Origin of the sequence: Rheinheimera salexigens, assembly GCF_001752395.1 — a bacterium.
Taxonomy (GTDB): Bacteria; Pseudomonadota; Gammaproteobacteria; order Enterobacterales; family Alteromonadaceae; genus Alishewanella; species Alishewanella salexigens.
Genome location: NZ_MKEK01000001.1, coordinates 2,062,719 through 2,077,287 on the forward strand (window position 1 = coordinate 2,062,719; position 14,569 = coordinate 2,077,287).

The window sequence follows — 14,569 nt, forward strand, 5'->3', positions numbered from 1 at the left end:
TAATATTCTTGAACATTGCAGTTAAAAATCGCAGTGAAATTTTGCAGCTAAAATCGTACCGGCCGCATTATACAAAAAGACGCTAAATAAGCCTACACTGTAGCGTCAAACCGGCACCAAATCGACTATATTGATCTGAAGTTGCCTGTTTAAAGCTTGTTTAGGCGACGATAGCGCGTACTTAGCTCTAACGTTATGTAATTTTACTACATATAAAGCGATAATCTGCGGTTTAATCTTGATTTCAGCTAATTTTAATGTAATTTAACTACAAGATATTTTAGTCCGATTAACTATAACTGGAGTTTATATGTCAATTCGAGTTGCGATTAATGGCTTTGGCCGTATTGGTAGAAATATTGTACGTGCTTTATACGAAAGCCAAAAATACGCTGATATTCAAATAGTTGCTATCAATGATCTGGCAGATGCCGCTATTAGCGCTCATTTATTAAAGTATGATACCGCACATGGCATTTTTAGCCCCACCGTCGAGCATGATGACGATGCAATTTATGTCAATAAGCATAAAATTGTTGTCTTAAATCAAGCGGATCCCAGTAAGTTACCGTGGCAGCAATTAGCAATCGATGTGGTACTTGAATGCAGCGGTGCTTTTAATGACCGTACAAAAGCGGCAGCGCACTTAACCGCTGGTGCAAAAAAAGTACTTATCTCTGCCCCAGCTAAAGGTGCCGATGCCACTATTGTCTATGGCGTTAACCATCACACTATTACTGCTGATATGGCGGTTATTTCTAATGCTTCTTGTACCACTAACTGCTTAGTACCCGTAGTACAGCCTTTACATCAAGCATTAGGTATAGAGTCAGGTTTAATGACCACTATCCATGCTTATACTAATGATCAGCGCTTAACCGATGTGCATCATAAAGATCCGCGCCGTGCCAGAGCCGCAGCCATGTCGATGATCCCAACTAAAACCGGTGCAGCCGCCGCTGTTGGATTAGTTATACCTGAGCTAGATGGTGTTTTTGATGGATTAGCCGTTAGAGTGCCTATACTAAATGTATCATTAGTCGACTTAAGCTTTTTAGCCAAAAGAGACACTAGCGTAGAAGAAGTCAATAGCATTATTAGGCAAGCCGCCAGCACGGCACCGTTAAATGAAGTACTCGCCGTAAATGATATACCATTGGTCTCTATCGATTTTAATCATCACCCTATGTCAGCTATTTTCGATGCTAACGAAACCCGAGTTAAAGGCCGCTTAGTTAAAGTGATGGCTTGGTATGATAATGAATGGGGCTTTAGTAATCGGATGCTAGATAGTACCTTACATTTAATGCAATACATTAAGCCATAAGTAACTATTAGAAAGGAGCGCCTGTGACTCCAGTATCAATATTAGCGATAAACGGTTTTGGCCATTTGGCCGATTTACCTTGTTTTAAGTTAAAATATGCCGGGGCTTCAGCCGTTGTATCGTTGTATGGTGGCCAAGTCTTATCTTATAAACCAAAGCCCGACCAAGAAACACTCTGGCTTTCAAACCTGGCAACTTGGCATAATCAGCAACCCATCAGAGGCGGCATCCCCATCTGTTGGCCTTGGTTTGGGCCTATAGCACCACAGTTAATGCCCCAGCCGCAAAATTCACAGCAACTAGAGCTACAACCGCAATTTACTAATCATGGCTTAGTTAGAAATCGGCTTTGGCAGTTAGAGCAACAGCATTGTGAGCAAAGTGGCGCGCAAATTCAGCTGTCGATTAGCGTTAATGATCTGCCCTATTATCCTGGGACTATTAAGCTATTTTTAACAATAACCCTGAATGATACTTTAAGAATAAGATTAAATTGCGATGAAGATATTTTACAACAAGCGGCATTACATAGTTACTTTAAGATCAGAAAATTAGAGCAATGTAAAATTAGCCCACTACCAAGCCAATACCAAGATAGCCTAAGTCAGCAGCTAGTTAATACGAGTTCCAACACCCTGCAGATTGATCAAGAAGTAGATCGCATTTATCACCATACCGAACCGGATATTCAGCTGCAAAAAGATCGGCATAGTATTTTAATTAGTCAAGAAGACCATGACGCGACTGTAGTGTGGAATCCTTGGCAGGAAAAATGCGCCTTGCTTAAAGATGCTAAACCCAGAGATTATTTAAACTTTGTTTGTATTGAAACTGCACGCTTAGCTTTAGTAGCCAAGCCGTTAGCGTTAAGCCAGACCATTAGTTGCCCGTAATACAATGGCAAATAATAAAGTAGCCTATAGCTAAATATTTAGTGCCAACTAGACGTAAACTTACTGCTCAAGGTGTCAACGGTGCCATCGTTATAACGGATATTAATATTAAGTTGCCACTGCATATTGGGCTCGCTACAAGCGCCTAATAAAAACTCAGCTTTATAAAGCCGTTCAGTATCATCTGTGCCGGTTGCGGCAGTAAATCGTAATGGTATTTTACCCATATACATCGAAATCCCCACAATATCGGCCTCAATAGCGGCAGGCACTTTATTGTCGCTGAGCACAGTTGTTAAAGTTAGTTGTAACGGGGTTTCAACGGGCGCATCTGCATTACTCAAGCTTAATTGCCAAGAGGCAGTTTCTGTTAATATTAACGGCTTTTCGCTGCGTGCTTGGCCATTATCACAGCCCGTTAATAACAGTAGAATTAATAACGTCCAATATACGATTGGCATAATAAGCCTGGGTTAGAGAATGTTAGCGCTATTGTAAGCTGTTTTAGCATCCAGCCACAAATTCGCATTACAAATGACTATTTGCTAATCATTTATTTGTTCTACATCATAAAATATGTGTTTCAGCTATCTTTTCCAGCCTAAACCCCTTAATATATATGGCCAGAATAACCATACAAATAATACTTGTATTAAACAATAGTATGGTTAATAGCAACGGTTGCTTAGGCAGCTTTTTTCAGTAACCAGCACAAACTTCAGCGGAACTCAACATGAGCCAGACCAAATCGTTAAATGTTGATTACAACTATAGCGTTGTCCGCCTTTTTGCTATCACTACCGTAATTTGGGGTATTGTTGGCATGGGGTTGGGCGTTTTTATCGCGGCGCAGTTATACTGGCCAGCATTAAACTTTGATATTCCTTGGCTGACTTATAGTCGCCTACGTCCATTGCATACCAACGCGGTAATTTTCGCATTTGGTACTAGTGCATTATTCGCCACTAGTTATTATGTCGTACAGCGTACCTGTCAGGTTCGCTTATTTGCTGAAAAATTAGCAATGTTTACGTTCTGGGGTTGGCAAGCCATTATTGTTGCTGCTGTTATTACCCTACCAATGGGCTTAACCTCTACTAAAGAATATGCAGAGCTTGAGTGGCCAATTGATATACTACTAACCATCGTTTGGATTTCTTACGCTATTGTATTCTTTGGTACCTTAGTTAAACGTAAAACCAGCCACATTTATGTTGCTAACTGGTTCTACGGTGGCTTTATCCTAACGATTGCTGCCCTGCATATTGTAAATAGTATGGCTATTCCCGTCAGCGCGTTTAAATCCTATTCTATTTATGCCGGTACTGTTGATGCCATGGTTCAGTGGTGGTACGGCCATAATGCGGTTGGTTTCTTATTAACTGCAGGTTTCTTGGGTATGATGTATTACTTTGTACCTAAACAAGCTGGTCGCCCGGTTTATTCATATCGTTTATCTATTGTCCATTTTTGGGCCTTAATTGCGCTATACATCTGGGTAGGTTCGCATCACTTAATTTATACCGCCTTACCTGACTGGACTCAGTCTTTAGGTATGGTGATGTCGATTATCCTATTCGTACCAAGCTGGGGCGGTATGATAAACGGTATTATGACCTTATCAGGCGCTTGGCATAAGCTTAAGACTGACCCTATATTACGTTTCCTAATTGTCTCATTGTCTTTCTACGGTATGTCTACCTTTGAAGGCCCAATGATGGCCATTAAGTCAGTAAACGCATTATCGCATTATACTGACTGGACTGTAGGTCACGTTCACTCTGGTGCTTTAGGTTGGGTTGCGATGATTTCTATCGGCGCTATCTACCACTTAATACCGGTGTTATATAATAAAGGCCGTATGTACAGTACATCCTTAATTAACTCTCACTTCTGGTTACACACCATTGGTGTTGTATTGTATATCGTTGCCATGTGGATCTCAGGTATTACTCAAGGCATGATGTGGAGCGCAGTCAACACTGACGGCACCTTAACCTATAGTTTTGTACAAAGTCTTGAAGCCTCTAAGCCATTCTACTTTATGCGCTTTGTAGGTGGTGTATTTGTTGTTGCCGGTATGTTGTTAATGGCTTACAACGTTTTCAAAACTATTCGTGCACCGAAAGAAAGCTTGGCCGAACCTGTGCCAGCCGTTGCGTAAGAGGTAGACCATGTCAAAGAAAAATCATCACGAAAAAATTGAAAAAAGCGTTGGTCTATTGACTGTTTTAACCTGTGTTGCCATTTCATTTGGTACCTTAGTTCAGTTAACACCTCTGCTATTTATAGATGAAATGACCGAGCCAGTAACAGGTATGAAACCTTATACCCCGCTACAATTAGAAGGTCGGGATATTTATATCCGTGAAGGTTGTGTTGGTTGTCATAGCCAAATGATTAGACCTTTCCGGGCTGAAGTAGAGCGTTATGGCCACTACTCTGTTGCTGGTGAAAGTGTTTGGGATCACCCTTTCCTGTGGGGCTCTAAGCGTACTGGTCCAGATTTAGCACGAGTAGGCGAGCGTTATAGTGACGATTGGCACCATGCCCATTTAGTTGATCCACGCTCTGTGGTACCTGAATCTAATATGCCTGGCTTTCCTTGGTTAGAAACTAATCTATTAGATGGCAAGCATACTGTAAAGAAAATGGAAGTCTTACGTACACTTGGCTTGCCTTATGAAGATGACGATATTTCTGGCGCGGTAGAAGCGGTTAAAGGGAAAACAGAAATGGAAGCCCTGATTGCCTATCTGCAATCACTTGGCACACACTTGAAGTAATCACTATGACATATGCAGATATTCACAGTATTTACACGGTAATTTTGTTTGTTGCTTTTATCTCTTTTGTCGTTTGGACTTTTATTATAAAAGGCAAAAAAGATTTTGATCAGGCTGCGAACTTAGTATTCGGTGACGAGCAGCAAAAACAACAACCAAAAACCAAACAGGAGTCAGATCATGAGTAGCTTTTGGAGTGCTTGGGTCATTGTATTTACCTTACCCGTTATTATTGGTTGTTTTTGGTTATTAACCATCAGCCTTAAAAACTATGTTGACGTACCAGAAGGCGAAGTCACCGACCATATAGTAGACGGTATTCAAGAAGTAAATAATCCACTGCCTCGCTGGTGGACTTATATGTTCTATTTAACCATCATTTGGTCGGTATTTTACTTAGCGCTTTACCCGGGTTTAGGTAATTATAAAGGCTTATTAAACTGGACTAGTTCTAACCAAGGTATTAAATCGTTGGCAGAATCTCGTGCAGCGGTTGAGTTATCAAAAACAGATGGCAGCCATGTTCAATTTGATCGTGAACTTGAGCATGCATCTGAGAAATATGGTCCAATATTTCAACAGTTTGCTCAGCGTGATGTTATTGATTTGGCTTATGACGATGCAGCAATAAAAATTGGCCAGCGCTTATTTTTACAAAACTGTTCTTTATGCCATGGTTCAGATGCACGTGGTCAAACAGGTTATCCTAACCTGACCGACAATGATTGGTTGTACGGTGGGTCGCCTGACAAAATTAAAGAAACCTTAATGTTTGGTCGAAAAGCCGCTATGCCATCTTGGTATGATGCCCTAGGCGGCGATCAAGGCGTTAAAGAAATGACCGCTTACGTGCTTAGCTTATCAGGCCGTCAAGTTGATCAAGTTGATGCAACTGCAGGTAAAGCCAAGTTTGCTTTATGTGCTGCATGTCATGGTATGGACGGTAAGGGTAGTTTAGCCCATAACCTACCTTTTGGTGCGCCAAATTTAACCGATAATACTTGGTTATATGGTGGCTCAGCTAGAGCGGTAACCGAATCCATAACTTTAGGTCGTTTTGGTCAAATGCCTGCGTTTGAAAAAACCTTAGGGGCAGATAAAGTGCATATTCTAACTGCTTATGTATATCGTTTAGCAAACCCAGAAAAACCTGCTGAATAATAATACCTTATAGCGTATTCGCACTTATATTAAGCCCCGATTACGGGGCTTATTTTTATGATATTAGAGGTTGTTATGCAGCAAGATATTAAACCTTGGTACAAGCAGTTATGGCCATGGCTTTTAATTGCAGTTCCTGTTTTTACGGCTCTAAAAGCTGCACATACTGTTATGCTGATGCAAGGTAATATCCCAGATATGGTAGTCGATGATTACTATAAAGAAGGTCAAGCTATTAACCAGCGCTTAGCGTTATACCGTGAGGCTGAATTGCGTAACTTAGACGCCAAAGTATTAATAGCCGGTAATCAAATTATTATTCGTTTTGCCCAAAATGATACGTTAGGTGAGCATATGCTACTGGATTTTTACCACCCAACTATCGCCAATAAAGATTTTAATCTTACAGCCGAACGTAGTGGTAAATTACTTTATATCGCGACGCTGCCCCACTCTTTACAAGGTAATTGGCGTATCGCTGTTACTGATAATTCTAAGGCATGGAAATTACGGGCAAATTTAGTTTTACCTGCAAGCCAAGAAATTCAATTAGGTTATTAACAGGACAGTATTGTGAGTGTAACTCGCTGTTTTCATTGTCATGAGCCTGTACCAGCCGGCACTGACTTTACGCTGCAATTTGATGATGTAACAAGGCATCTCTGCTGTCCTGGTTGTTTAGCTGTTGCCGAAACCATTATTGATAGCAATTTAGCTGATTATTATCGCTTTCGTACCGAACCCGCGGCTAAAGCTTCGCCTCTGCCAGAGTCAATCCAAAATGAGCTAAATCATTATGATTCTGCAGACGTGCTTGCGGATATAAGCCAATTACAGGGTGATTATAATGAAATTGAATTATCCATTGATGGCATTAGTTGTGCAGCATGTGCTTGGTTAATTGAAAAGCAATTACGCCAATTTTCAGCTATAGCCAAAGTCAATGTTAACTCCACTACCCAGCGCTGTTATTTACAATGGCAAGCCGATAATTTGCCCTTAAGCCACATTATCACAGCGCTGCAAAATATTGGTTATAAGGCTAGCCCCTTTATTGCCGATCAAGAAGAACAAAGTTTTAAGTTGGAACTAAATCGTTATTTAAAACGTTTAGCTGTTTCTGGCATTATTTCAATGCAAGTTATGGCTATCGCCTTTGGTTTATACTTTGGCGAATACACCGGTATTGAGCAATCGCATCAAGGCTATTTACGCTGGATCAGTATGTTATTGACCCTACCCGTCGTTATTTATTCAGCATTACCTTTTTTACTCAGTGCTTGGCGCAGTGTAAGAAGCCGGCAGTTGAATATGGATGTCCCGGTTAGTTTAGCTATTTATTATACTTTTGGCGCTTCCGCCTATGCCACGGTGTTTAATACCGGTGAAGTGTATTTTGAATCAGTTTGTATGTTTACTTTCCTACTGCAGTTAGGCAAGTTCTTTGAATATAGAGCCCGAGCTAAAGCCCGCGATGCCACCAGCAACTTATTAAAAATCATGCCGGTCAGTGCTACTTTATTAGTTGAGGGTGAACAAAAGGTTGTCTCAGCTCGTCGCTTAAAAGCTGACGATCTAATTTTGGTCAAGCCTGGTGAAACTATTGCCGCAGATGGTTACATTATTAGTGGGAATAGTACCGTTGATGAGTCAATGTTAACGGGTGAGTATCGCGCTATAGACAAAGATATTCACGACACTGTGCTAGCAGGTAGTATCAACCATAATGGTTTACTTCAGGTTCAGGTCAGTTCGGCACTGATGTCTTCGCGGTTAGGCCAAATTATTGCGCTGCAACATCGTACATTCAGCCAAAAACCGGCCCTATTGCAAAAAACAGATAAATTAGCTCAAAATTTTATTGAACAACTATTATTAATTGCCGTATTAACGTTTTTACTTTGGTATTTTTGGCTCGATCCCGATCGGGCATTTTGGATCACGTTATCAGTTCTAGTTGCCACCTGCCCTTGCGCACTAAGCCTAGCCGCGCCTACGGCTGTCACCTGTGTGTTAGCGCAATTAAATCGACAAGGTATCTTAGTTAAAAATAGTGAAGCATTAGATGCCACACCTGAAATAAGCCATATCGTGTTTGATAAAACCGGTACCTTAACTCAAGGTCAATTTTCACTAAATCAGGTCCAGCTGTTTGATAGTGCATTAAGTCGAGAGCAAGTGTTAAATTTAATTGCAAACTTAGAGTTAAATTCTGAACACCCTATTGGCCAGGCTTTTGCTCAGTATTATCAGCAAACACTAGCCTTAACCGAGGTTGAAATCACTGTCGGTGGTGGTATTAGCGCTAATTATCAACACCAATTGATTAAAGTCGGTAGTGCCAAGTTTTGTAACGTAACTGCCGTTGCCGATGCCATGGTCTATTTATGCATTGATCATAAACTCATTGCTAGCATTAGCTTACAGGACGCGCTGCGCCCTGAAATTCCTGAGTTAATAAACCAACTTAAAGTTAAAAATTATCAACTGATAATGCTTACCGGCGATAGCTCAAGCCAAGCAGAGCAATTACAGCAGCAACTGGGCTTTGATGTTATGTTTAAAGGCTGCTCACCAGAGCAAAAAGTGCAACAAGTGCAAAATTTGGTATCAGCCGGGCATAAGGTGATGATGTTAGGTGATGGCATTAACGACAGTCCTGCTTTTCATGCTGCTCATGTCTCAGTTGCTTTAGAGTCGGGTACTGACTTATCCAAGAACCAAGCCGATGTGGTATTATTAAAGCCTGATATTAGTTTATTACTCTCATTGATTACCGGCAGCGAGATGGCCAAACTGCGGGTTAAACAAAACTTAGCATGGGCAATTGGCTATAATGTTATTATTATCCCACTTGCTGTCGCAGGTTTTGTCTCGCCTTATATCGCGGTACTGGGCATGTCATTTAGCTCATTGCTGGTTGTGTCAAACTCATTAAGGCTATTAAAAAAATGAATGTTATTTACATTTTAATTCCAATCGCCATGTTATTTGTTGTGTTTGGCTTAACAGTATTTTTTTGGGCGGTGCGTAAAGGCCAATTTGAAGATTTAGATAAGCAAGGTTTTAGTATCTTGTTTGATGATAACGGCCAAAAAAGTACTAAGGCTAACAGCAAAGCGAATACTAGCAGCAACAATAAGCCTCCTAAAGAATGAACAGTGACCTGATTGCTGCCCTCGCGATCGGTTTTATTGGCAGTAGTCACTGCTTAGTAATGTGTGGTGGTATTGTCGCCGCATTACAATTGGCTATGCCCGGTGCGAATGTAAAACGTAAACTTTGGCTACAACTTTTGTTAAGTTTAGGTCGCCTGACAACCTATAGTTTTTTTGGTGCCGTCGTCGGTTACTTTGGCGCTAGTGCCATGCAACTTGCTGGTGGCTCATTACTTTGGCTACGTTTGTTGGCTGGTTGTTTACTTATTGCCATTGCTCTTTATATTAGTCGGCTTTGGTTTGGCCTACTAAAGTTAGAACAACTGGGCCAGGGTATCTGGCGTTATATTCAACCTTTAACCAAACACTGTTTACCCTTAGACTCGGCTAAAAAAGCCTATTTGTATGGTTTATGCTGGGGCTGGCTACCCTGTGGTTTAGTCTACAGCGCATTAAGCTGGAGCTTAGTCAGTGGAGGTGCCAGTTCTGGAGCATTAGTGATGTTTGCCTTTGGTATAGGCACATTGCCGGCCATATTACTTTCTGGTCTGGCAGCACAAAAGTTAACCCAAATTAAAAATAATTTAATGGTAAGATACATAACTAGTTTTTTATTAGCTAGTTATGGTGTTTATACCATATGGCTTGCGGCTAAACGTATATTTATTTAGGTTAAAGTATAGAGCTTGCTTACTTAGGGTTAAAGGATGCAAAAATCTGCGATAAAATGTCAAGACTGTGGATTTAGTCAGCTTTGCTTGCCATTTTCATTAAATGATTTAGAAATGGGTCAACTCGACGCTATTATTCAACGGAAAAAACCTTTTCATAAAGGCGATAGGTTGTTTGAAGCAGGCATACCGCAAAAATCTTTATTTGCCGTGCGTTCAGGCACGTTTAAAAGCCTGACCATCGCCGAGCAAGGTGAACAACAGATAACCGGTTTTCATTTGCCCGGAGATGTTCTCGGTTTTGATGCTTTTAATACCCAACACCACCCAAGCAACGCTGAAGCATTAGAAACCTCTATGGTGTGTGAAATCCCCTTGTCTAACCTTGACATATTACTGGGCCAGTTACCTCGCCTTCGCCAGCAAATGATGCGCTTAATGAGTCAAGACATTCACGCTGATCAGCAAATGATGCTGTTGTTAAACCATAAAACGGCTGAACAAAAATTAGCCAGTTTTATTAAACAATTATCTCAGCGTTATGCTAATCGTGGATTTGCAGCGAACGAATTTAGACTCACCATGACCCGCAGTGATATCGGTAATTATTTAGGCTTAACAGTAGAAACGGTGAGTCGATTATTTAGCAAGTTACATAAAGAGCAGCTTATCGCAGTACAGGGTAAGTTAATTAAAATTACTAATCTCAATCAGTTATCAGAATTGGCATCCTTATCAGCTCGATGTTAAGCTGAACAAATACTAGGTTATTTTCACAGCAAAAAATAACCCTAGTGGCTATACTCAAACTAAATACTATAACCAAACACTATAACGAACATTATGATTTTAGGAGTCAGTTATGTCAGCTTATAGCAATGTATTAGTGGTATTAGACCCCGCAGCTGAATATCAAAAAGCGCTTAATCGTGCTTTACAACTTGCTAGGCTGCAGCCTTGTCGCTTAACCGTATTTTTAACCGTATACGACTTCTCTTACGAAATGACCACTATGCTGTCTGGTACAGAGCGTGAATCAATGCGCCAAGCTGTTATTAGTGATCGAGAGCAGTGGATTAAACAGCTACTAACTGAAGCTAACGCGACTGATTTAGACACCCATATCTTGGTGGTATGGCATAACCGGCCTTTTGAAGCCATTGTCCATACCGCTATAGAGCAAAATATCGACTTTATTATTAAAGGGACACATGATCATGATGTTCTAAAGTCGATGATTTTTACGCCAACCGATTGGCATATTTTACGTAAATGCCCCTGCCCTGTACTACTGATAAAAGAGTACGAATGGCCAACGCGGCGCAATATTATTGCCGCTATACATGCCGGTAGCGAACAAGAACATCACTCAGCCCTAGATCAACGCATTATTGCAAAAGCACTGCAAATGGCAAAGTTACTGGATGCTAAAGTACATTTGGTTAATGCTTTTCCTGGCACGCCGGTAAATATTGCGATTGAAATACCTGAATTTAATGCGCAAGAATACAGTTTAAGTATGAAACAACACCACATTGATGCCGTGGCTAAATTAGCTAATCAATATGATATTCCTGCCGCGCAATGTCATGTCATAGAGGGGATGCCTGAAGATATTATCCCTAATATTGTCAATGAATATGATGCCCTTATGGTCGTGATCGGCACTATAGGCCGTACCGGATTTTCTGCAGCCATTATTGGTAATACGGCTGAGCATGTTATCGACCAGTTAGACTGCGATGTTCTCGCGGTAAAACCGGCAGATTTTGTCAGTCCATTACAGAAAAGCTAAGTTTTCGCACTAGGTTGCTTTGGTATTGGCGTTGCCTTCGTTATAATGTGCGCCATTTTAGCATTAGGTTTAATTTTATGACGCACGCAGCGCAAGCCAAAGCACAATACAGTTTAAATAAGTTACATAAACGCTTACGCCGCAATGTAGGACAAGCTATCGCAGACTTTAATATGATTGAAGATGGCGATAAAATTATGGTGTGTTTGTCTGGCGGCAAAGATTCTTACACTATGTTAGATATTTTGCTTAATTTACAAAAGTCGGCGCCAATACATTTTAGTATTATTGCTGTCAATTTAGATCAAAAACAACCGGGCTTTCCTGCCGAAGTACTACCGAGCTATTTAACTGAACTCGGCGTTGAATATCTAATTGTAAATGAAGATACCTATTCAATTGTAAAAGAAAAAGTGCCAGAAGGTAAAACTACATGTTCGTTATGCTCACGCTTGCGCCGTGGTATTTTATATAACACAGCAAAAAAATTAGGCGCTACAAAAATTGCCTTAGGCCATCACCGAGATGACATGTTAGAAACCCTGTTTTTAAATATGTTTTTTGGCGGTAAAATGAAATCAATGCCGCCCAAGTTGGTCAGTGATAACGGTGAGCATGTTGTTATTCGGCCATTAGTTTACTGCAAAGAAAAAGACATTGAACAGTATTCAATTGCCAAAGGCTTCCCCATTATTCCTTGTAACTTATGCGGCTCACAAGACGGCCTTCAGCGTCAAGTGGTTAAGGAAATGCTGCAAGATTGGGATAAACGTTTCCCCGGTAGAATAGAAACTATGTTTCAAGCTATGCAGAATATTGTGCCTTCACATATGATTGATAAAAACCTGTTTAATTTTGCTGAGTTAAGTAAAGATACTAGCGTAAGTGAAGGTGATACCGCTTTTGATAAACCCAGTATCTCGGCTATTCCTGCTGGTTTTATTGCCGATGAAGATGCTGATGTTGCAGAGTTGCAATATATTGCTTTAAGTTAAGACTCAGCATTTAGAATGCACTCTACATTTTGAAATGTACTTTTCGCATGAGATAGAGCATATAGCCAGTAAATTCAAGATAATAGAATAATTACTGGCTAGTATTAACCTTATTGAACTAGTGTTTTTGCGCCATCAGAGGCAATAGATATAAAGGTTTCTCACCCAATAACCACGGCAAATCTAGTGCACTGTTATAATCTACCAAGCGTATTTCACAGCGTTGTTCTTGGCACTTTGTCACAGCTTGTTGATCTGTCGACAACGAGTTTAAGCGAGTAACGTTGTTAGCAAATACTATAATCACGCCTTGTACTTCAGGTAACCAACGCTTACTAACACTACCGGCTAAATCAGCTAAAACTAAGCTAAATTGCTGTTGATAGTGCACTAGCTGTTGCTGTTTAACCGTGGCATTAAGGGGCATTCTACTGCGAAGGCGTAGTGTTAACTCACAACGAGCTTGGTTATCGGCCTGCTGTAAAATCAACCTCGCTTTACTGTCTTTAAGTGCTTCATCAAACGGTAAACTTATTTCGCCATTGGCAGATAAATACAATGGCATATTATGAATATCGCTGGTTAAGCGTAAATCGATGTAATGACAATCTGCGTTACGTTGGGTATTTGACAGTAAAAAAGCTAACGTTAAGTCACTATACTCAGGTTTTTGTAGCGTTTTCATTTTCTTATATAAACTATCATAACTGATCATTAACGTTGCTTGTGCCGGAACCGAAAACAGTAGCACTAGCATAAAAAACTTAAACATTTTATTGTTCCAAAAATTTACGGTTATAGCGGATCATACTACTAATCTCCGCGATATAGTCATCACCACGCTCTGAATACGCCCCTAACCCTTCGGCCAGTGTTTCGCCGCGTAACGGCTTATTGGCTTGGCGTAATCGTAGCCTAATATCACGAAGTGCTTGATAGGTATGAAACGTATTTAAATTATAAAAGTAACTACTGATACTGGCGGATGGGCTACTAAATTTAGCGACTTCATGGCTTTCCCCCTCTTGTCGAGACGAAGGCACTATGCCGCAACCTTCTCTAAAGCACCATTGTCCAAAAAAGTTAAAGCCCTCAAGAGCAAATCTACTGGTGCCCCATGCTGACTCATTAGCAGCCTGCATTAAGACTAAACTTTCGGGAATAATATCCACCCGACTCAATAATTCTGTTGCTGACTCATGGTCTGAAACGGCAACGTCCATTCGAAACTCATCATATAAACTATATAAAAAAGCATATTCGCCAATAGTAATTTTTAAGCCTTTATCATGTTTTTTAATAATATCTAGCAATTGCGTTCTAAGGCTAAGTAAACGGGCATTCTCTCGTTTTACATAAGGGCGTAAATAAGCAAAAAATGCTTGTTTCTTTTCTACCGTATCGGTAAAGGTAGTAAAATCTGGTAAGGCTTTTTTAGCAGGTAACGGTTGGGTATAGGCTAAGCGTTGCAATAGCTTTTTTTTATCTGCTTTATTTAGCACTGCCGCACGACTAGGTTGCTGCCACTCTTCTAGCGAGTCTAGTTGCTGAATTGGCTCTAACTGTATAAAGGGGCTCATTAGCGCAATAACAAAGCCAAACCAAAATAAACCTAATAACACATTACGAATAAACATCTTTCTCCTAGCTGGATATTAGTCATCCAAAAATTCACAAAATTTATTTATTTAAACTAAATCAAGATAACGGGCTATTTTATCAAGAAATGCTGGGTAATTGCGCATAATACCTCAATACACTGCTTTTAATACTTTATGTTTAA

16 protein-coding genes are annotated in these 14,569 nt (G+C 40.4%); 13 read left to right on the plus strand and 3 right to left on the minus strand.

The genetic code is table 11. The features are described 5' to 3' along the window. Positions 1-310 precede the first annotated feature (310 nt). Complete coding sequence (gene gap / locus BI198_RS09385) at positions 311-1,327, plus strand: type I glyceraldehyde-3-phosphate dehydrogenase (RefSeq protein ID WP_070049323.1); 1,017 nt, start codon at positions 311-313, stop codon at positions 1,325-1,327. A 23-nt stretch (positions 1,328-1,350) separates the two neighbouring features. Beyond that, positions 1,351-2,220, plus strand: a complete 870-nt coding sequence (locus tag BI198_RS09390) for a D-hexose-6-phosphate mutarotase (protein ID WP_070049324.1) — start codon at positions 1,351-1,353, stop codon at positions 2,218-2,220. A 38-nt stretch (positions 2,221-2,258) separates the two neighbouring features. On the opposite strand, the gene BI198_RS09395 is transcribed toward BI198_RS09390, so the two are convergent. Next, on the minus strand, positions 2,259-2,681 hold the full coding sequence (locus tag BI198_RS09395; RefSeq protein ID WP_070049325.1) for a hypothetical protein: 423 nt from the start codon (positions 2,679-2,681) through the stop codon (positions 2,259-2,261). Positions 2,682-2,953: 272 nt separating this feature from the next. Between BI198_RS09395 and ccoN the strand changes: the two genes are divergently transcribed. From ccoN to ttcA, 11 genes are all read left to right on the plus strand, one after another. After that, positions 2,954-4,384: a cytochrome-c oxidase, cbb3-type subunit I gene (gene ccoN / locus BI198_RS09400; protein WP_070049326.1), complete on the plus strand. Its 1,431-nt coding sequence runs from the start codon at positions 2,954-2,956 to the stop codon at positions 4,382-4,384. 10 nt (positions 4,385-4,394) lie between these two features. After that, a complete protein-coding gene (gene ccoO, locus BI198_RS09405) occupies positions 4,395-5,006 on the plus strand; it encodes a cytochrome-c oxidase, cbb3-type subunit II (RefSeq protein WP_070049327.1) in 612 nt (203 codons plus the stop codon). A gap of 5 nt (positions 5,007-5,011) precedes the next feature. After that, on the plus strand, positions 5,012-5,194 hold the full coding sequence (locus tag BI198_RS09410) for a cbb3-type cytochrome oxidase subunit 3 (protein ID WP_070049328.1): 183 nt from the start codon (positions 5,012-5,014) through the stop codon (positions 5,192-5,194). Next, on the plus strand, positions 5,187-6,167 hold the full coding sequence (ccoP, locus tag BI198_RS09415) for a cytochrome-c oxidase, cbb3-type subunit III (protein WP_070049329.1): 981 nt from the start codon (positions 5,187-5,189) through the stop codon (positions 6,165-6,167). Before BI198_RS09410 ends, ccoP begins: the two co-directional genes overlap by 8 nt. A gap of 57 nt (positions 6,168-6,224) precedes the next feature. Next, positions 6,225-6,728, plus strand: coding sequence for a FixH family protein (locus BI198_RS09420; RefSeq protein WP_235605296.1), 504 nt, complete (start codon positions 6,225-6,227; stop codon positions 6,726-6,728). Between the two features lie 12 nt (positions 6,729-6,740). Beyond that, the gene (locus BI198_RS09425; protein ID WP_070049330.1) at positions 6,741-9,122 is read left to right on the plus strand and encodes a heavy metal translocating P-type ATPase; all 2,382 of its coding nucleotides are present in this window, start codon (positions 6,741-6,743) and stop codon (positions 9,120-9,122) included. Next, the gene (ccoS, locus tag BI198_RS09430) at positions 9,119-9,325 is read left to right on the plus strand and encodes a cbb3-type cytochrome oxidase assembly protein CcoS (protein WP_070049331.1); all 207 of its coding nucleotides are present in this window, start codon (positions 9,119-9,121) and stop codon (positions 9,323-9,325) included. The genes BI198_RS09425 and ccoS overlap by 4 nt, the downstream gene beginning before the upstream one ends. Next, on the plus strand, positions 9,322-9,996 hold the full coding sequence (locus BI198_RS09435; RefSeq protein WP_070049332.1) for a sulfite exporter TauE/SafE family protein: 675 nt from the start codon (positions 9,322-9,324) through the stop codon (positions 9,994-9,996). The genes ccoS and BI198_RS09435 overlap by 4 nt, the downstream gene beginning before the upstream one ends. A gap of 36 nt (positions 9,997-10,032) precedes the next feature. Further along, entirely contained in the window at positions 10,033-10,746 is a 714-nt protein-coding gene (fnr, locus tag BI198_RS09440; protein WP_070049333.1) for a fumarate/nitrate reduction transcriptional regulator Fnr, read from the plus strand. A gap of 112 nt (positions 10,747-10,858) precedes the next feature. After that, positions 10,859-11,791, plus strand: a complete 933-nt coding sequence (uspE, locus tag BI198_RS09445; RefSeq protein WP_070049334.1) for a universal stress protein UspE — start codon at positions 10,859-10,861, stop codon at positions 11,789-11,791. A gap of 77 nt (positions 11,792-11,868) precedes the next feature. Continuing rightward, positions 11,869-12,786 (plus strand): tRNA 2-thiocytidine(32) synthetase TtcA, encoded by a 918-nt coding sequence (gene ttcA / locus BI198_RS09450; RefSeq protein WP_070049335.1) that lies wholly within the window; start codon positions 11,869-11,871, stop codon positions 12,784-12,786. Positions 12,787-12,904: 118 nt separating this feature from the next. Here the strand turns inward: ttcA and BI198_RS09455 are convergent, their stop codons facing one another. Together BI198_RS09455 and BI198_RS09460 are read right to left on the minus strand one after the other, a co-directional pair. After that, on the minus strand, positions 12,905-13,558 hold the full coding sequence (locus tag BI198_RS09455; protein WP_070049336.1) for a DUF2987 domain-containing protein: 654 nt from the start codon (positions 13,556-13,558) through the stop codon (positions 12,905-12,907). Between the two features lies 1 nt (position 13,559). Next, positions 13,560-14,423: a glucosaminidase domain-containing protein gene (locus tag BI198_RS09460; RefSeq protein ID WP_070049337.1), complete on the minus strand. Its 864-nt coding sequence runs from the start codon at positions 14,421-14,423 to the stop codon at positions 13,560-13,562. Positions 14,424-14,569 lie beyond the last annotated feature (146 nt).